17 protein-coding genes and 1 tRNA gene are annotated in these 16,947 nt (G+C 64.0%); 13 read left to right on the forward strand and 5 right to left on the reverse strand.

The annotated features are described in order from the left end of the window. Positions 1–6 precede the first annotated feature (6 nt). Positions 7–1,125: an enoyl-CoA hydratase/isomerase family protein gene (locus MOV80_RS16540; protein ID WP_043593576.1), complete on the forward strand. Its 1,119-nt coding sequence runs from the start codon at positions 7–9 to the stop codon at positions 1,123–1,125. An 18-nt stretch (positions 1,126–1,143) separates the two neighbouring features. Beyond that, positions 1,144–2,034: a 3-hydroxyisobutyrate dehydrogenase gene (gene mmsB / locus MOV80_RS16545; RefSeq protein WP_043593573.1), complete on the forward strand. Its 891-nt coding sequence runs from the start codon at positions 1,144–1,146 to the stop codon at positions 2,032–2,034. A gap of 44 nt (positions 2,035–2,078) precedes the next feature. On the opposite strand, the gene MOV80_RS16550 is transcribed toward mmsB, so the two are convergent. Together MOV80_RS16550 and MOV80_RS16555 are read right to left on the reverse strand one after the other, a co-directional pair. Continuing rightward, complete coding sequence (locus tag MOV80_RS16550) at positions 2,079–3,614, reverse strand: mechanosensitive ion channel family protein (protein WP_043593571.1); 1,536 nt, start codon at positions 3,612–3,614, stop codon at positions 2,079–2,081. A 271-nt stretch (positions 3,615–3,885) separates the two neighbouring features. Then, entirely contained in the window at positions 3,886–4,833 is a 948-nt protein-coding gene (locus MOV80_RS16555; protein WP_081574072.1) for a tRNA-dihydrouridine synthase, read from the reverse strand. 58 nt (positions 4,834–4,891) lie between these two features. On the opposite strand from MOV80_RS16555, the gene MOV80_RS16560 reads away from it, so the two are divergent. From MOV80_RS16560 to MOV80_RS16605, 10 genes are all read left to right on the forward strand, one after another. Continuing rightward, positions 4,892–5,362: a GNAT family N-acetyltransferase gene (locus MOV80_RS16560; protein ID WP_107732242.1), complete on the forward strand. Its 471-nt coding sequence runs from the start codon at positions 4,892–4,894 to the stop codon at positions 5,360–5,362. Positions 5,363–5,423: 61 nt separating this feature from the next. Continuing rightward, positions 5,424–6,368 (forward strand): nucleoside hydrolase, encoded by a 945-nt coding sequence (locus MOV80_RS16565; RefSeq protein ID WP_107732241.1) that lies wholly within the window; start codon positions 5,424–5,426, stop codon positions 6,366–6,368. 15 nt (positions 6,369–6,383) lie between these two features. Continuing rightward, the gene (locus MOV80_RS16570) at positions 6,384–6,599 is read left to right on the forward strand and encodes a DUF1653 domain-containing protein (protein ID WP_019103050.1); all 216 of its coding nucleotides are present in this window, start codon (positions 6,384–6,386) and stop codon (positions 6,597–6,599) included. 8 nt (positions 6,600–6,607) lie between these two features. Then, entirely contained in the window at positions 6,608–7,561 is a 954-nt protein-coding gene (locus MOV80_RS16575; protein WP_249605324.1) for a histone deacetylase, read from the forward strand. Next, a complete protein-coding gene (msrA, locus tag MOV80_RS16580) occupies positions 7,558–8,082 on the forward strand; it encodes a peptide-methionine (S)-S-oxide reductase MsrA (protein WP_118267458.1) in 525 nt (174 codons plus the stop codon). The genes MOV80_RS16575 and msrA overlap by 4 nt, the downstream gene beginning before the upstream one ends. A 127-nt stretch (positions 8,083–8,209) precedes the next feature. Then, the gene (locus MOV80_RS16585; protein WP_118267456.1) at positions 8,210–10,486 is read left to right on the forward strand and encodes an ATP-binding protein; all 2,277 of its coding nucleotides are present in this window, start codon (positions 8,210–8,212) and stop codon (positions 10,484–10,486) included. 21 nt (positions 10,487–10,507) lie between these two features. Continuing rightward, on the forward strand, positions 10,508–11,176 hold the full coding sequence (locus MOV80_RS16590) for a response regulator (RefSeq protein ID WP_019103053.1): 669 nt from the start codon (positions 10,508–10,510) through the stop codon (positions 11,174–11,176). Between the two features lie 9 nt (positions 11,177–11,185). Next, a complete protein-coding gene (locus MOV80_RS16595; RefSeq protein ID WP_019103054.1) occupies positions 11,186–12,061 on the forward strand; it encodes an NAD kinase in 876 nt (291 codons plus the stop codon). A gap of 18 nt (positions 12,062–12,079) precedes the next feature. Then, entirely contained in the window at positions 12,080–13,750 is a 1,671-nt protein-coding gene (recN, locus tag MOV80_RS16600; protein WP_081574066.1) for a DNA repair protein RecN, read from the forward strand. A 46-nt stretch (positions 13,751–13,796) separates the two neighbouring features. Next, positions 13,797–13,886, forward strand: a tRNA-Ser gene (locus tag MOV80_RS16605). Between the two features lie 95 nt (positions 13,887–13,981). Here the strand turns inward: MOV80_RS16605 and MOV80_RS16610 are convergent. Next, entirely contained in the window at positions 13,982–14,332 is a 351-nt protein-coding gene (locus MOV80_RS16610) for a hypothetical protein (RefSeq protein ID WP_081574065.1), read from the reverse strand. 380 nt (positions 14,333–14,712) lie between these two features. Next, entirely contained in the window at positions 14,713–14,967 is a 255-nt protein-coding gene (locus MOV80_RS16615; RefSeq protein ID WP_162897038.1) for a hypothetical protein, read from the reverse strand. Positions 14,968–15,295: 328 nt separating this feature from the next. Here MOV80_RS16615 and MOV80_RS16620 point away from each other — a divergent pair, with 328 nt between their 5' ends. Further along, the gene (locus tag MOV80_RS16620; protein ID WP_118267274.1) at positions 15,296–15,694 is read left to right on the forward strand and encodes an SRPBCC family protein; all 399 of its coding nucleotides are present in this window, start codon (positions 15,296–15,298) and stop codon (positions 15,692–15,694) included. A gap of 292 nt (positions 15,695–15,986) precedes the next feature. Here MOV80_RS16620 and MOV80_RS16625 read toward each other — a convergent pair whose 3' ends face one another. After that, positions 15,987–16,946, reverse strand: a complete 960-nt coding sequence (locus MOV80_RS16625; protein WP_043593552.1) for a sensor domain-containing diguanylate cyclase — start codon at positions 16,944–16,946, stop codon at positions 15,987–15,989. Position 16,947: the final 1 nt, after the last annotated feature.

Consider the following 16,947-nt stretch of genomic DNA (forward strand, 5'->3'; position numbering starts at 1 on the left):
TCCGCCATGTCCCACCTGGTACTGTTTGAAGAACTGCCGGTCCGCGGCGGCCAGCGCATCGCCATCGCCACGCTGAACGCGGAAAAATCGCTGAACGCGCTGACGCTGGAGATGATACGGCTGCTGGACGCGCGCTTGAACGCCTGGGAGAACGACGACGCCGTGGTGGCCGTGCTGTTGCGCGGCGCCGGCGACAAAGCCTTCTGCGCCGGCGGCGACGTGCGCTCGCTGCGCGCCGCGCTGCTGGAAGACGGCGACGTCTATCCCAACCCGCACGCCGTCGCCTTCTTCAGCGAGGAATATCGGCTCGATTACCACATCCACCGCTACCGCAAGCCGCTGATCGTCTGGGGCGGCGGCATCGTGATGGGCGGCGGCCTCGGCCTGATGGCCGGCGCCAGCCACCGCGTGGCCACCCCGGCCACCCGCATCGCGATGCCGGAAATCACCATCGGCCTATACCCGGACGTGGCCGGCAGCTGGTTCCTGCAACGGATGCCGGCCAAGCTCGGCCTGTTCCTCGGCCTGACCGGCGCGCCGCTGAACGCCGGCGACGCGCTGCTGTGCAATCTGGCCGACCACGTGCTGCCGGCCGACGGCCAACCAGCCTTGCTGACGGCGCTGCGCGAACTGGCCTGGGAACAGCCGGCGGAACGCCACCACGGCCTGGTCAGCGCCTTACTCAACGAGATGGAGCGCGGCGTGGCGCAGCCGGAAGCCAACGCCGGCCGCAACCTGCTGGCGGTACACCAGTTGATGAACCGCGGCAGCCTGGACGCGGTGGCCGCCTCGCTGCGCGACACCGCCTTCGAAGACCCGTGGCTGGCCGCCGCCGCCAAGAGCTTCGGCCACGGCTGCCCGACATCCGCCGCCGTCTGCTGGGAAATCTTCCAGCGCGCCAAGCACCTGTCGCTGGCCGAGGTCCTGCGCATGGAGCTGGCGCTGTCGGTCAACTTCTGCGCCAAGCCGGACTTCCGCGAAGGCGTGCGCGCGCTACTGGTGGACAAGGACCGCGCGCCGCAATGGCATTGCCGCGAGCTGGCCGACATTCCGCCGGGCTGGGTGGACAGCCATTTCGATTCCCCGTGGACGGCGGCCGAACACCCGCTTGCCTCGCTCCAATAACAATAGAGGAGACAGAATATGCAAACCATCGCCTTCATCGGCCTGGGTAATATGGGCGGACCGATGGCCGCCAATCTGCTGAAACACGGTTATAAGCTGAACGTGTTCGACCTGTCCGCCGACGCGCTGGCCAAGCTGGCCGCCGCCGGCGCGCGCTCGGCCTCCTCCGCCGCCGACGCCGTTCGCGGCGCCGACGCGGTGATTTCCATGCTCCCGGCCGGCCGCCACGTGGAAGGCTTGTACTTGGGCGAGTCCGGCCTGTTCGCGCAACTGCCGGCCGGCACCCTGGTGGTGGACTGCAGCACCATAGACGCCGCCACCGCGCGCAAGGTGGCCGCCGCGGCCGACGCCGCCGGCCTCAAGATGCTGGACGCGCCGGTGTCCGGCGGCACCGCCGGCGCCGCCGCCGGCACGCTCACCTTCATCGTCGGCGGCGCCGCCGCCGAGCTGGAGCGGGCGCGGCCCTTGCTGCAAGCCATGGGCAAGAACATCTTCCATGCCGGCGCCGCCGGCGCCGGCCAGACCGCCAAGATCTGCAACAATATGCTGCTGGGCATCCTGATGGCCGGCACCGCCGAGGCGCTGGCGCTGGGCGTGAAGAACGGGCTGGACCCCAAGGTGCTGTCCGACATCATCAGTCAGAGCTCCGGCCGCAATTGGGCCACCGAGCTGTACAACCCCTGGCCCGGCGTGATGGAAAACGCGCCGGCCAGCAGAGGCTACAGCGGCGGCTTCATGACCGAACTGATGCTGAAAGACCTGGGTCTGGCCGAGGAAACCGCGCTACACAGCCACGCGGCCAATCCGCTGGGCTCCTTGGCGCGCAATCTGTACGAGGAGCACGCGCAAGCCGGCTTCGGCAAGCTGGATTTCTCCAGCATCCTCAAGCACTTCCACCCGCTGGATTGAGCGCCGTCGCGCGGCCCCGCCTTGGGGCCGCCTACCGCCTCCGCTCAGTGCTTGGCCAGGCCGAAGAAACGGCGGATCTTGTCCACCAGCTCCGCCCGCTGCGGCGAACCGTGACCTTCCTGCCAATCCTGCGGCAGCTTGCGGGTGCGCTCGGCCAGCCGTTCGGCCAGAATCGACGAGATCGCCTCCGCCAACTCCTTGCGCGAACTCAGAATGGACTGGAAGGACTCCTTGTCCAGCCGTAGGCACTCCACATTGGAACGCGCGATCACGGTGCCACTGCGCGCCTCGCCGGTCATCAAGCCCATTTCGCCGAAGAAGTTGCCGCCCTCCAGCACGTCCACCAGCTTGCGGCTGCCGTCCGGCAGATTCACCCACACTTCCACCTCCCCGTTGAGCATGATGTAGAGCCAGTGCGCCACTGCGCCCTGGTGCATGATGATGTCGCCAGTAACGAAGGGGGTGAACTTGAGTTGATCGGCCAGCACCACCAACTCCTCGTCGTTGAGGCTGGACAGCAGTTCCACCTTGCGCAGCGCCTGCACCCGCTCTTCCAGATGCTTCTTCATCCGCGCTTCCATGTACTTTTCATTGTCCTTGATGGTCAGCACATTGTAGTGCGGCGAGGACATCTTCAGATTGTGGCGGCGCAAGGCGGCATCGATATGGGTGCGCACCACGGAGTCAGTCAGGTCGTCGGCGGCGAGATCGGTCAGCCAGTAACGCACCGCGTACTTGCTGTAGCCGTTTTCGAAGCCCATCAGAATGCAGTTGGGCTCCGGCGACAGCGCCACGCCGGGCAATTGCGCCTCGCGCAGGGAACGCTCCACCACGGAAATGATCTGGTTGGGCAGCGTGTCCCAATTGATGTTGAACCACACCCAGCGCCGCCATTGCAGCGGCGCGCCCTGGTGCTTGCCCAGGATGGCGAACTGCCCCTTCATCAGCTGGCTGTTGGGAATCACCACGGTTTCCCAGTTGCGGGTTTCCACCAGCGTGGCCCGCCAATTGATTTCCACCACCCGGCCGGATAGCTCGCCGGACTTGATCCAATCGCCCACCTCCACCGAATTGTCCAGCTGCAGCGACAGGCCGGCCAGGATATTGCCCAGCGTGTCCTGCATCGAGAACGCCAGCACACCGGTGATCACCGCCGAGGTGGTGACGATGTGGCTCAGGTCCAGGCCGGCCAGGCGCAGCAGTACCAGCCCCCAGCCCACGCAGCCCAGCACCAGCAGAATGTCTTCCAGGATGCGCGGCGGATGCAGGCGCAGCAAGGGCAGGAACAGCCGCATCAGCATCATCGCCCACAGCCGGATCAGCGCCAGGCCCAGCACGATGATGGCCACCTGCTTGACCCACTCCGCTACCGCCTGCCCGTCCTGAGGCCCCAGATTGATCACCACCAGCGCAATGGCGGCGGCCAGCAAAGAGCGCAGCGTCGATTTTCGGGTTTCCGGCCGCAGTAGATAGAGCAAGGCGGCGCAGGCGGCGGTCAGCGCCACGAACAACGTCAGGCTGTCGTGCCACGCCTGAGGGATCAGCTTTTCCAGCCAGCTAACCGTCGGGGCCGTATCCATGCCGCCTCCGCGATGAAGTCTTGATGGGAAACCGCCGATGGCGGCGCCGCTGCGGCAGGGAACTAAAGAGGAAACAACAGTCCGGCCGCTTTTCATTGATAGTCCATCGCGGCGGATAAAAAAAATCCCTCCCGTATAGGGAGGGCTGCAAGGTATCGGGGAAGTGTAATCGCCGGAGCTGGGGAGCCGCCGGAATCACAGCGCCCTGCTATACCAGTGCAGCGCGCAATTGAATGCTACACATTCCCATAGCATTTAGATATGAGTACATTTACTTAGCAAGCATGTCTCGCAGTACAGGTTCCATTTCGTCCGGCCTGGTCAGCCTGCGGATGCGCTCAAACAAGGCGCCGGCCTCCGGCCAGGTTCGCTTCAGTTGCCCCAGCCATTGCTTGGTGCGCGCCACCGGGTAGCGTCCATCCTCGGACTGGACGCGGCACTGCAGAAACAAGTCCAGCACCCAGGGCTGCATCTCGTTCCAGGGCATGGGTTCGGCGCCGTCCTGGCGCTTGATGCGCAAAGCCAGGTCCGGGCAGGCCACCAGGCCTCGCCCTATCATCACCGTGTCGCAGCCGCTTTGCTCGCGGATAGCGCGGTAATCGTCCAGCGTCCACACTTCGCCGTTGGCCACCACAGGCACCGCCACGCTCTCGCGGATGCGGGCAATCCAGTCCCAGTGCGCCGGTGGGCGGTAGCCCTCCACCTTGGTGCGGCCATGCACCGCCAGTTCCTGCGCGCCGCCGGCCTCCAACGCCCGCGCGCACTCCAGCGCCCGGCTTTTGTCTTCATAGCCCAGCCGCATCTTGGCGGTAACCGGTATTTCGGCTGGCACCGCCGCGCGCACCGCCTGCACGATCTGGAACAGCAGTTCAGGGTCGTTAAGCAAAACGGCGCCGCCGCGATGGCGGTTGACAGTGGGAGCCGGACAGCCGAAATTCAGATCTATGCCCGGCGCGCCCAGGCTGGCGGCCTTGGCGGCGTTCTCGGCCAGGCAAACCGGGTCCGAACCCAGCAACTGCACTCGTACCGTAACGCCGGCGAGGGTCTTGCCGCCGCGCGCCAGCTCCGGCGCCAGCCGCATGAAGGTGCGCGTGGGCAGCAGCGCCGAGGTGACGCGGACAAACTCGGTCACGCACAGATCAATGCCGCCCACCCGGGTCAGCACATCGCGCATCGCCTCGTCCACCAGGCCCTCCATCGGGGCAAGAACCAATTTCATTGCAAACATCGCCGGAAAAAAGGCGAATATTGTACCGCAAAGCGGGGAAAGGCATTCAATGCAAATCGCTATTCGCCAGGCCGACGCGGAGTCCGTCGGCTCATGGCTGCCCTTATTTCTGGCCTATCTCGATTTTTATCGGACAACGCAGCCGGCTGAGGCCTGCGCCGCCTTTCTGGAACAGCGGCTGCGCAAGGGCGAAGCGGTGGTTTTCCTGGCCGAAGACGCGGCCGGCGTCCAAGGCTTCGCCCTGCTCTATCCTGGTTTCTCCTCGCTAGGCTTGCGTCCGCACTGGTTGCTGCACGACTTGTTCGTATCGCCGGCCTCTCGCGGAGGCGGCGTCGGCCAATTATTACTGGAACATTGCCAGCGCCATGTCGCCGCGCTGGGCGGCGGCGTCACACTGCAAACCGCGCACGACAACCTGAACGCACAGCGGCTGTATGAACGATCAGGGTTTAAACTGGATACCGAATTCCGGGTCTATGAATGGAGCGAGTCCTCGTCGTCAGCACCGGCCGCGCCTTGACGCGCCGCCAAGCGCTGCGGCATCCTTCGCCCCCTTGATGACATTGCCCAATGGAGCCGACATGAAACAGCACCGCGTCATTTTCGATACGGACCCCGGCCTGGACGATGCGGTCGCCATACTGTTCCTGCTGGGCGCGCGCGCTGACATCGAGCTATTGGGGATGACCACGGTGGCCGGCAACGTCGGCGTGGAACTAACCACCCGCAACGCCCGCATCGTCTGCGAATGGGCCGGACGCAGCGACGTGCCCGTTTACGCCGGCGCAGACCGGCCGCTGGTCCAGCCCTACCAGGGCGCCGAACATGTGCATGGTGCCAGCGGCCTGGACGGCGCGCCGTTGCACGAACCCGTGATGCCGGTGCGCTCAGAGCATGCGGTGGACTTCATCATCGACACGCTGCGCCGCGAACCTCCGGGCAGCGTCACCCTTTGCCCGGTGGGGCCATTGAGCAATATTGCTCTGGCCCTGCGCCGGGCGCCGGACATCGCCGCGCGCATTGGCCGCATCGTGCTGATGGGCGGCGGCTATTTCGCCGGCGGCAACATGACTCCAGCGGCGGAGTTCAACATTCATACCGATCCGCACGCGGCGGACATTGTGTTGCGCAGCGGCGCGCCCATCGTCATGTTGCCGCTGGATGTCACCCACCAGGCAACCACCACTCCGGCGCGCGTGGCGCTGCTGCGCGACCTCCCCAACCGCTGCGGGCCGCTGGCGGCCTCGCTGCTGACGTCTCTGGAGCGCTACGACGTGCAAAAGCTGGGCCAGGACGGCGCGCCGGTGCACGACCCCTGCGTGATCGCCTACCTGCTGCGCCCCGATCTGTTCCGCGGCCGCACCGTCAACGTGGTAGTGGAACTAGCCGGCCACTACACCACCGGAGCCACCGTGGTGGACTGGCACGGCGAATCCGGCCGCGAGCCCAACGCGCTCTACCTGACCGAGGTGGACGCCGACGGCCTGTTCCAACTGATGGCCGAGGCCCTCGCCCATCTGCCGTAAACCCAAGGAGGCCCCATGAAAATCGCTCCCGGCATTTATCGCCATTACAAAGGACCGCTCTACGAAGTAGTGGGTACCGCCACCCACTCCGAAACCGGTGAACTGCTGGTGATGTACCGCGCGCTTTACGGCGAGTTCGGCCTGTGGGCGCGCCCGGCCGGCATGTTCGAGGAAAGCGTCGCTCACGAGGGCCAGACCCTGCCGCGTTTCGCCTTGGTCAAAGCCTTCTGAGCGCCGCGATGCGCATTTTCCGCACCGATCAATTTCCGCTGCCGCTGCCGCCCGGCCATCGCTTCCCCGCGCAAAAATACGCGCTGCTGGCGCAGGCGGTGGCGAGGTTCGCCGCCGAGGCAATGGACGCCGCGCCGGCTGCCAGCCGCTACGAGTTGGCGCAGGCCCACGACGACGCCTATCTGGACAAGGTGTTCAACGACGCGCTCAGCGCCGTCGAACAGCGCGAGATCGGCTTGCCCTGGAGCCCGCAACTGCTGGAACGCAGCCGCCGCTCGGTAGGCGCCACCATCGCCGCCGCCCGCTGGGCGCTGGCGCGCGGCTGCGGCGTCAACCTGGCCGGCGGCACCCACCACGCCGGCCGCGCGATGGGCAGCGGATTTTGCGTGTTCAACGACATCGCCGTGGCCGCGCGGCTGATGCTGGACGAAGGCCTGGCTCGGCGCGCGCTGGTAATAGACCTAGACGTGCACCAGGGCGACGGCACCGCCGCCATCACGCGCGGCGACGACCGCATCTTCACCTTCTCCATGCACGGCGCCGGCAACTTTCCCTTCCTCCGCGAAGCCAGCAACCTGGACATAGAACTGCCGGACGGCGCCGGCGACGAAACCTACCTCGCCATTCTGGCCGAGCAACTGCCGCGCCTGTTCGCCGCGGACCCGGACCTGGTGTTCTACCTGGCCGGCGCCGACCCCTACGCCGGCGACCGCCTGGGCAAGCTGGCGCTAAGCTTCAACGGCCTGGCCGCACGAGACCGCATGGTGCTGGAAGCCTGTCGCCAGGCCAAGGCCGCTGTCGCCGTTGTCATGGGCGGCGGCTACGCGGTGCCAATTGAGGACACCGTGGCGATCCAGACCGAAACCGTGCGCCTGGCTTGGCACATTTTCGGCGCCGAGGGACAGATCCCTCGCCCCGACACGACTCATACTCATCCCACCCGTCAATGGAGCCAAACATGAAAACCGCAACCTTCGCAGGCGGCTGCTTCTGGTGCATCGAAAGCGCCTACAACCGCTTGGCCGGCGTCCACAGCGCCATTTCCGGCTATACCGGCGGCCCCGGCGCCAACCCCAGTTACAAAGAAGTCTGCGGCGGCCGCAGCGGCCACGTGGAAGCGGTGCAGATCCGCTACGACCCGGCCCAGATCGATTACGACACCCTGCTGCGCGCCTTCTTCGCATTGCACGACCCCACCACCCTCAACCGCCAGGGCAACGACGTCGGCCCGCAATACGCGTCGGTGCTGTTTTACCACGACGAAGAACAGCGTCAGGCGGCGGAACGCATGCTGGCGGACCTGGCCGGCGACTACCCTGCTCCCATCGTCACCCGGCTGGAGGCCGCGGCGCCTTTTTATCCGGCCGAAGACTATCACCAGCAATACTTTGACCAACATGGCCACGAACCCTATTGCCAGATGGTCGTAGCGCCAAAATTGGCCAAATTTCAGCAATATTTTTCTGTTTACTTAAAGAAATAAGCCACACCCTGCCAGGGGCGAACCCAGCTCCCGGCTGGGTTCGCGCACCCCGGGCATCGCCGCTATAATCCGGCTCAGTAGCGGCGATGCCCAGATTGGCTGCGCGCCGGACGAACCCAATCTCCCCATGGCAGACAAGCACAGCATCATCACTGCATTCCGCACCGCCCTCACCCGTCACCTGGACCTGTTGCGCACCGCCTCCCCGCGCGGACGCCTGGCCTGCGCCGTGTTGTGGCTGCTCACCTTCGCCCTGCTGCTGGGCCAATCGGTGGCGCTGGACCTCAACCAGCAGCATCAAGAGCACCAGCAGGTGCACAGCCTGATCCTCTCCGGCCTACAGACCCGGCTGCAGGAAAGCGAGATGCTGCAGCAAAGCGTGGTCGACATCGTCGACCAGGAAAACAGCCTGCGCGAAGCGCGCATCCGCCTATTGGTGGAGTCTCTGGCGCGCGAACAGCCTCAGCTCTACTTCATCGGTTACCAGCCGCTGGTCAGCCACGCTTACCGCCGCGAATTTGAACGCATGCGCAGCCAGCTGCAAGGCCAGCCCTACCGCATCCGCGACTACCAGCACCAGCAGGACAACGCCTGGGACCAGCAACAAGCCTGGCGGCTGGCGGCTAAACGGCCGCGCTACCTGCCGCTTAGCATGGCCGAGCCCGGCCTGGCCTCCGACGATTGGCGCGAAATGGGCCTTGACCTGCTGGCCGACAGCGTGCTGGCGCCCACCGTCCACCGCGCGATGGGCCAGGGCGAGGCGGTGTCCCCGGTGCTGCGCCTCAACAACGGCAAGCAGGCCCTGGCCTTCTTCTCCGCCATCTACAACACCGAGGCCCCGTCGCCGGTGCCGCTGGTGCGCAGCGAGCAAACCGCGGGCATGGTGGTGCAGGTGCTGGCGCTGGACAAGCTGGTCAGCCTGACCCCCAATATGGCGACGCGCTACAGCGTGGTCTTACAGCGCAAGGACAGCGCTCCCAGCGGCTACGACCCGCTGATCTACCGCCATCAGCAACAGGACCAGCCCGGCTGGCTGGCGCAATGGCTGCTGCCCGCCCTGGAAATCCGCAAAAACCTGGACACCCCCTACCTGCCGTATGAGCTGACGGTGCGCCGCCAGCTCAGTTTCGACCGCACCGCTCCGCTGGAACTGCTGCTCAGCGCCGTCTTCTCCATGGTGCCGGCCTACCTGTTGCTCATCATCCTGGCGCTGCTGGCGCAAAACCGCCAGGCGCAGGAACAGGCGCAAGACAAGCTCCACCGCGAGCGCGAATACGCAATGGTGGCGCTCAGCGGCATCAGCGACGCGGTGGTCAGCATCGACATCGACCTGAGCATCCGCTACCTCAACCCTGCGGCGGAAACCCTGCTCGGTCTCAAGGCCCAAGACGCCGCGCAACGCAAGCTGCATCAAGTGGTTCGGCTCAACTACGAGTTTGCGCGCCAGGTGGAGGAAGACCCGGTGCACAAGGCCATCCAACGCCGCGAAACCGTGCTGCTGGCGCAAAACTGCTATCTGATGCGCAGCGACGGCGAAAAACTGCTGATCGAAGGCTCGGTGTCCCCGCTACCCGGCCGCAACGGCCAGCTGATGGGCGCGGTGCTGACCTTCCGCGACACCGCGCCGATCCGCCGCCGCATGCTGGCCGCGCTGGAGGCCAGCGAAACCCGGCTGCGTCAGCACGAAATGGAGCTGGCCCGCGTCGCCCGCATCAACACCATGGGCGAGATGGCCTCCGGCATCGCACACGAGATCAACCAACCGCTGTCCGCCATCATGAGCTACTGCCAGGCCGGCCTCAGCCTGCTGGAAGACGAAGAGCCGGACATGGCCATGCTGCGCCGCGCGCTGGATTCCTCCGTCACCCAGGCCAGCCGCGCCGGTCAAATCATCCAGCGCCTGCGCGAATTCGTGATCAAAAAAACCCAGCAATTCACCCCCATGGATCTGAACCAGGTGGTGGACAATGCGCTCAACCTGCTGGAATACGAACTAAAAACCCACGATATTCATATTGAGCAGAATATTTGCCATGATCTGCCCTTGGTCTACGCTGACAACATACAACTGGAACAAGTGGTGCTGAACCTGATGCGCAACGCGCTGGACGCCATGGAAACCGTCGCCCCCTGGGGGCGGCTCAGCATCGCCACTAGCCTGAACGGCCGCTGGATCCGGCTAAGCATAGGCGACAACGGCGCCGGCATCGCGCCGGAATTGCTGGATCGCATCTTCGCGCCCTTCTTCAGCACCAAAGCCAGCGGCATGGGATTGGGCCTGGCCATCTGCCAGACCGCCATAGAAGCGTTTGGCGGCAAGCTGAGCGCACGCAACAAATCAACCGGCGGCGCGGAATTCATCATTGAACTGCCGCAACGGGACGCGCCGCCGTCAACGGGGTAACCGGCAGGAGTCAAAAACACAATGCAAAACACCACGCCAACCGTCTACATCGTCGACGACGACCCAGCCGTGCTGGACTCGCTGGCCATGCTGATCGCCGCGCAAGGCATGCGCACCGTCACCTTTCCCAACGCGATGGAATTCCTCGCCCACTACGGCGGCAACGACATCGCCTGCCTGGTGCTGGACATCCGCATGCCGCAAATCACCGGCCTGGCGCTGCAAGAACAGCTGATCGACAAAAACGTGACCCTGCCCATCGTCTTCATCACCGGCCACGGCGACATCGAACAATGCCGCCGCGCCTTCCAGACCGGCGCCATCGACTTCCTGACCAAGCCGATAGACCAGGCCCGGCTGATCGAAAGCCTGCGCAAGGGCATACGCCTGAGCATCCTGCAACACCGCAAGGAAGAAGAAACCCAGGAAGTGATGGGCCTGCTCGCCCGCATAAGCGGCCGCGAGCGCGAAGTGCTGGAACTGGTGGCGGACGGCATGTCCAGCAAGGAAATCGCCCGGGTGCTGGACCTGTCACCGCGCACCATAGAAGTACATAGGGCCAACCTGTTCAACAAACTCGGTGTAGACTCTCTGGCGGACCTGGTGCGCTTCTACCTGAAAGCGCTGGAAGCCACCGGCAAGAAACCCAACGACGATAGTTTTTTGAACGATACGCCCACCCCTTACTGAAACAACGCCATGGAACGACTGTTCAAACACGTCTGCCTGGTGGCGCGGCACAGCAAGCCCGCCATCGTCGAATCCCTGCGCCGGCTGGCCGACCACCTGTCCGCCTCCGGCGCCACCGTGCTGATCGATAAAGACAGCGCCACCCAGCAAGAAGCCGGCCCGCACGCGCTGATAGACCGCAATGACATGGGCAAGCTGGCCGACATCGTCATTGTGCTGGGCGGCGACGGCACCATGCTGTCCATCGCCCGGCTGCTGGCCCCCTACCGGGTGCCGCTGATCGGCATCAACCAGGGCCGGCTTGGCTTCATGACCGATATCCCGCTGCACGAGATGCTGGACTCGGTGGACGCCATCCTGCGCGGCGACTTCGTGCCGGAAGACCGCATCCTGCTACAGGCCGCGGTGATACGCGAAGATGCCGAAGTGGCCAACGCGCTGGCCTTCAACGACGTGGTGTTCAGCCGCGGCGCGATGGGCTCGATGATAGAGTTCGAAGTCTTCATCGATAACCAGTTCGTCTACAGCCAACGCTCGGACGGCCTCATCGTCTCCACCCCCACCGGATCCACCGCCTACTCGCTGGCCTCCGGCGGCCCCATCCTGCACCCCACGCTGCAGGCCATCGCCTTGGTGCCCATCTGCCCCCAATCGCTGAGCAACCGCCCGATCGCGGTCAATGACTCCTGCGAAGTGGAATTCATGCTCACCCGCGGCCTCGACGCCCGCGTGCACTTCGACGGCCAATCCCATTGCGACCTGATGGAAATGGACCGCGTGCTGATCCGCCGCTACCGCAACCCGCTGCGTATCCTGCACCCGGTGGGTTACAACTACTACGACATGCTGCGCCACAAGCTCCACTGGGGCGAGCGCCTACTCTGACACCTGACGCGAACACCCATGCTCCTATCGCTGACCGTTAAAGACTTCGTCATCGTCGACAACATCTCGCTGGACTTCCAAGCTGGTTTCACCGTGCTCACCGGAGAAACCGGCGCCGGCAAGTCCATACTGCTGGACGCCTTGAGCCTGCTGCTGGGCGACCGCGCAGAAGGCGCCCAAGTGCGCGAAGGCGCCGAACGCGCCGAGATCACCGCCGAATTCGACACCCGCGGCCGCCCGGAAATCGACGCATGGCTGGAAGAAAACGGCCTCAACGGCGACGACGACGTGCTCCTGCTGCGCCGGCTGCTGGACAAATCCGGCCGTTCGCGCAGCTTCGTCAACGGCCAGGCCGCCACCCTCAGCCAGCTCAAGCAGCTGGGCGAATTTTTGGTCGACATCCACGGCCAGCATGCCCACCAGTCGCTGATGAAAGCCGACGCCCAGCGCCAGCTGCTGGATGCCTACGCCGGCTCCTCCGCGCTGGCCCGCGACGTGCACAAAGCCTGGCAGGACTGGCAAGCCGCCCGCCGCGCCCGCGCCGACGCCGAACGGCTGTCGCGCGAATCCGAAGTCGAGCGCGAACGGCTGAACTGGCAGATCAACGAACTGAGCGAACTCAATCTACAGCCGGATGAATGGAGCGCGTTGAACCAAAGCCATTCCCGACTGGCCAACGCCGCAGAACTGGCGCAAAGCGCCCAGCTGGCGGTGGAGACCCTGTCCGAGATGGACAACAGCTGCCTGACCATGCTGTCCCAGGTGCAAACCCGGCTCAGCAAGCTGGCCAACCTGGACCCGCGGCTGGCGGACACCCTATCGCTGTTGGACTCCGTGGACGCCGAACTGCGCGAAGTGGTCTACAGCCTGCGCGACTACGCCAGCGACATCGACGAAAACCCCGGCCAGCTGGCCGAAGTGGAAGGCCGGCTAGACGCGCTGATGAGCACCGCGCGCAAATACCGGGTGCAGCCGCAAGACCTGCAGGAAAAACTGGACGACTGGCAGCAACAGCTGCAAGCGCTGGAAGCCTCCGCCGACATCGAAGCGCTGTCCCTGGCGGAAACCTCCGCGCTAGCGCGCTACCGCACGCAGGCCGAAGCGCTGTCCGGCAAACGCCGCCAGGCCGCCAGCGAGTTGTCCGCGCGCATCGGCGCGGAAATGCAGCACCTGGCGATGAGCGGCGCGCGCTTCGCCATCGAACTGGCGCCCCTGTCCGAGCCCAGCGCCCACGGCCTGGAATCCATCGAATACCTGGTGGCGGCCAACGCCGGCACCAGCCTGCGCCCGCTAGCCAAAGTGGCCTCCGGCGGCGAACTGTCCCGCATCAGCCTGGCGATGCAGGTGGTGATCAGCCAAGTGGCCAGCGTGCCCACGCTGATCTTCGACGAAGTGGACGTCGGCATCGGCGGCCGCGTCGCCGAAGTCATCGGCCACATGCTGCGCCAGTTGGGCCAGCGCTACCAAGTGCTGTGCATCACCCACCTGCCGCAAGTGGCCTCCTGCGGCAGCCACCACTGGCAGGTCAGCAAGAGTGAGCACAAAGGCCGGGTCAAGAGCCGCATCGAGCCGCTGGACAGCGAACAGCGGGTGCTGGAAATCGCCCGCATGCTGGGCGGCGTGGAGCTGACCCAGACCACGCGCGAGCACGCGGCGGAAATGCTGGCGTCAAATGCGCCGGCCCTCTAGGCAAACCCCGCAAGACCCGCTAAAATTGCGCCCTCTTACCGAATCGGGAAGCGTGGCAGAGTGGTTTAATGCAACGGTCTTGAAAACCGTCGTGGGTGCGAGCCCACCGTGAGTTCGAATCTCACCGCTTCCGCCAAAAGAATGGCCCAAGCAAATGCTTGGGCCATTGCCGTTTTAGAACACAGCCTGCCGAGGCTTCGGCTTTTAAAAAGCAGACACAAACCTTAGTCATTACTGCGACTGGTCAGTCGACTGCGTTAGACCTTGATTCTTGCCATACTGATAACCTCCCAAGCCTGCAAACACTGCCGGGATCACAATTTTTACAATATCCTTTACCACTTCGTCCTTATTCAAATACAAGGCGACAGCGGCAAAAACCAGTATCAACAGAAACACAACCAGACTTCCGCCAGATCGTTGCTTCGCAATTTCCTGTTGATGTTTACGCTCATTCTCTCTGTCTCTTTCCTGGGCCTCCAACAAAGAAACTGCGTACTCTTTATTATGTAATAACTCTTGACTCCGCACCTCCAACTCTTGCCGCCTCACACCCAAATCAGCCGCCTGTACTTCAAGCATTCTTCGTACAGTGTCCTCAGATAACTGAGTCAGTTCAGCGGGAGGAGAGCTTCTGGCAGGCTCGCTTATTTGTTCAGTACCTTGCTAAATGGCAATGCGTACTCGACTCGCAGCCGGCCTCCAATGCTACGGCTACCCAAGTGGCCAGGCACAATACTGACACGCTTAATCTGCTCAGGGTGTTGCTCCGCAAGTTCCAAGAAAGTCTTTGCATCCAACTCCTCTGACGATACGGAAATCGCCTCTAAGGTCATGGTCGTGCGTTTCATAACAGGAGCCTTGTCTAAAAAGTGATTGGCATAAAACGTAGACAATATAGCCCGAGCGTGGTTGCAAGGCCAGCCAACACAGGCGACCTTGCGAACCAGGCCTACCCTCGCCTATTTGAGGCTCCCACCCTGCATCGAAGCAATCAGCAACTGCAGCCGCTCATACGCGCATTCCACGCTATACCTCGCCTCCAGCAGGCTCCACAAAACCTCCGGGGACAGTTCTACGATGAACGGCGTTTGACGCGGTGGTTGACGGGACATCTCCCGGCGCAGCGCCTCGGGCAATTGTTTGAAATGGGATTGGGCGGCACGAAGATGCCTGAGGGCGCGACGCGCCTCGCGGAGGGTGTCGATTTTGGCCATGGCGGCCTCCTGTATGTCGTTTTGAGTTCTGCCCCTTTTGAGAGGGCGGCCGGGTGCTCAAAACCGCATACAGACGGCGGGCGTATTCCCCTTGCGGGTATTGTATTAGCCGCACACCCGGCCATGGACGCGCATTGTCCCACAAGTGGGGGTTTGCCAAAACCATGGACGCAAAAAAACCGCGAATCTTACGGGTGCGGTAGCCGCTGTATGTTTGTTTGGTGTTTTGAGCACCGGGGACGACCATAGCCCGCTGGCACGGGCCATGTCAACGGCACATGGTCCGCTGTCGGCTACACTCAAGAGCACTGCCGTATTGGAGAATTCCATGTCCACGCCGCCACGCCACCTCAGCATCAGTATTGCCTGCCCTTTCGCCCGCGCCTACGCCTTGCTGGCGCCGCCGGAGAATTTTCCGCTATGGGCATCCGGCCTGGCCGGCGTGATGCGCCGCGACGGCGACGGCTGGTTGGCGGACACGCCTCACGGCGTGATGCCCTTGCGCTTTTCGCCGGCCAACGACTACGGCGTGCTGGATCACTGGGTGTCGCCGCCCGGTCAGGCTGAAGTCTACGTCCCCTTGCGTCTGCTGGCGCGGGACGAGGGTTGCGAGTTGCTGTTGACGCTGTTCCGCCAGCCAGGCGTCGACGACGCGCAATTCGAAGCCGACGCCGACTGGGTGGCGCGCGATCTGTCCGCGGCCAAAGCCTGGCTGGAGCGGGACTGAGCGGCCGCTTTCAGTGCGTCGCCCGCGCCGCTTCGGCGGTGAAGCAGTGCAGCACGTGCCGACCTATGCTGCCCGCCAGATATGTGCGCTCGGTACTCATAGCGGTCGGGACGGCGCTCCAGGCGGCGCGCCCACTCTGAAAACGTGTTTACGCTCGTGCGAGCAAGAGCGAGGCCTTGAACGGACTCTTGAATATTATTCGTAACGCATGCAATGCGCAGTCTGTTTTCAGAGCAGAGGGGCATGCAAAGTGAAGTTCCGGCGCAAAAAACACATGGACAGCCACGAAAAGCTACCTTTTAGCGGCTTTGATCGAATACATCAGTTCATCGCCCTCTGCCAGTAAGGCCTCGATGGAGAAATGGCGCTCCGCGTCCAGCTCGACAATGCCGGCGGAAAACGCCAGCGGATACGGCTGCCCGGAGCCGGCGTTGTAAGCGTCCAGATGGCGTTCGAATTTGGCCATCGCCGCCTGCGCCCGCTCCTGCCCGACATCGGACAGCAACACCACGAACTCGTCTCCGCCCAGCCGCGCCAGCAGGTCCGCGGATCGAAAAGAGCCGCGCATCAGCTCAGCGAAGGCCGCCAGCGCCTGGTCGCCGGCGGCGTGACCGAAGCAATCGTTGATCGCCTTGAACTTGTCCAGGTCCATAAAAGCCAGGCTGACCGGCAGGTTTTGCCGCGCGCAGAAATTGAGGCTGTACTGCGCCAGCAGCCGGAAACCTCGCCGGTTGGAAAGGCCGGTCAGTTCATCCGTAGTGGCGGCCTGGAAGGCAATCAGTTCCGCCTCCACCATGCGCGCCAGATCGTGCAGCGCCTGTGCGTCGTCGTGATCGAACTCCCGCGGCTGGACGTCGATCACACACAGAGTGCCCACCTTGGCGCCGTTGGCGGCATGCAGCGGACAACCGGCGTAGAAACGGATATGCGGCGCGCCCGTCACCAGCGGATTGTCGGCGAAACGTTCATCCGCCAAGGCGTCCGGGATGTAGAAGATGTCATCGCCCAGAATGGCGTGGCCGCAAAAGGAAATATCGCGCCCGGTTTCCACCGTCGACATGCCGACGCAGGACTTGAGCCACTGGCGGTTTTCGTCCACTAGGCTGACCAAGGCGATAGGCACCCGGAACAAGCGCTTGGCCATGCGGGTCAGCCGGTCGAAACGCTCCTCCGCCGCCGTGTCCAGCACGCCCAACGCGCGTAGGGTCGCCAAACGCTGCGGCTCGTCCGCCGGAATGTCCGGTGTCTTCATG

Origin of the sequence: Chromobacterium sp. IRSSSOUMB001 (assembly GCF_023507765.1) — a bacterium.
GTDB classification, from domain to species: Bacteria; Pseudomonadota; Gammaproteobacteria; order Burkholderiales; family Chromobacteriaceae; genus Chromobacterium; species Chromobacterium haemolyticum.

Excerpts from the sequence above, each read along its gene's own strand:
- MOV80_RS16585 (WP_118267456.1), top strand. The coding sequence starts at position 8,210 with ATGGCAGACAAGCACAGCATCATCACTGCATTCCGCACCGCCCTCACC.
- MOV80_RS16590 (WP_019103053.1), top strand. The coding sequence starts at position 10,508 with ATGCAAAACACCACGCCAACCGTCTACATCGTCGACGACGACCCAGCC.
- MOV80_RS16565 (WP_107732241.1), top strand. The coding sequence starts at position 5,424 with ATGAAACAGCACCGCGTCATTTTCGATACGGACCCCGGCCTGGACGAT.
- MOV80_RS16620 (WP_118267274.1), top strand. The coding sequence starts at position 15,296 with ATGTCCACGCCGCCACGCCACCTCAGCATCAGTATTGCCTGCCCTTTC.
- MOV80_RS16560 (WP_107732242.1), top strand. The coding sequence starts at position 4,892 with ATGCAAATCGCTATTCGCCAGGCCGACGCGGAGTCCGTCGGCTCATGG.
- mmsB (WP_043593573.1), top strand. The coding sequence starts at position 1,144 with ATGCAAACCATCGCCTTCATCGGCCTGGGTAATATGGGCGGACCGATG.
- MOV80_RS16550 (WP_043593571.1), bottom strand. The coding sequence starts at position 3,614 with ATGGATACGGCCCCGACGGTTAGCTGGCTGGAAAAGCTGATCCCTCAG.
- msrA (WP_118267458.1), top strand. The coding sequence starts at position 7,558 with ATGAAAACCGCAACCTTCGCAGGCGGCTGCTTCTGGTGCATCGAAAGC.
- recN (WP_081574066.1), top strand. The coding sequence starts at position 12,080 with ATGCTCCTATCGCTGACCGTTAAAGACTTCGTCATCGTCGACAACATC.
- MOV80_RS16615 (WP_162897038.1), bottom strand. The coding sequence starts at position 14,967 with ATGGCCAAAATCGACACCCTCCGCGAGGCGCGTCGCGCCCTCAGGCAT.
- MOV80_RS16610 (WP_081574065.1), bottom strand. The coding sequence starts at position 14,332 with ATGCTTGAAGTACAGGCGGCTGATTTGGGTGTGAGGCGGCAAGAGTTG.
- MOV80_RS16555 (WP_081574072.1), bottom strand. The coding sequence starts at position 4,833 with ATGAAATTGGTTCTTGCCCCGATGGAGGGCCTGGTGGACGAGGCGATG.
- MOV80_RS16575 (WP_249605324.1), top strand. The coding sequence starts at position 6,608 with ATGCGCATTTTCCGCACCGATCAATTTCCGCTGCCGCTGCCGCCCGGC.
- MOV80_RS16625 (WP_043593552.1), bottom strand. The coding sequence starts at position 16,946 with ATGAAGACACCGGACATTCCGGCGGACGAGCCGCAGCGTTTGGCGACC.
- MOV80_RS16595 (WP_019103054.1), top strand. The coding sequence starts at position 11,186 with ATGGAACGACTGTTCAAACACGTCTGCCTGGTGGCGCGGCACAGCAAG.
- MOV80_RS16540 (WP_043593576.1), top strand. The coding sequence starts at position 7 with ATGTCCCACCTGGTACTGTTTGAAGAACTGCCGGTCCGCGGCGGCCAG.
- MOV80_RS16570 (WP_019103050.1), top strand. The coding sequence starts at position 6,384 with ATGAAAATCGCTCCCGGCATTTATCGCCATTACAAAGGACCGCTCTAC.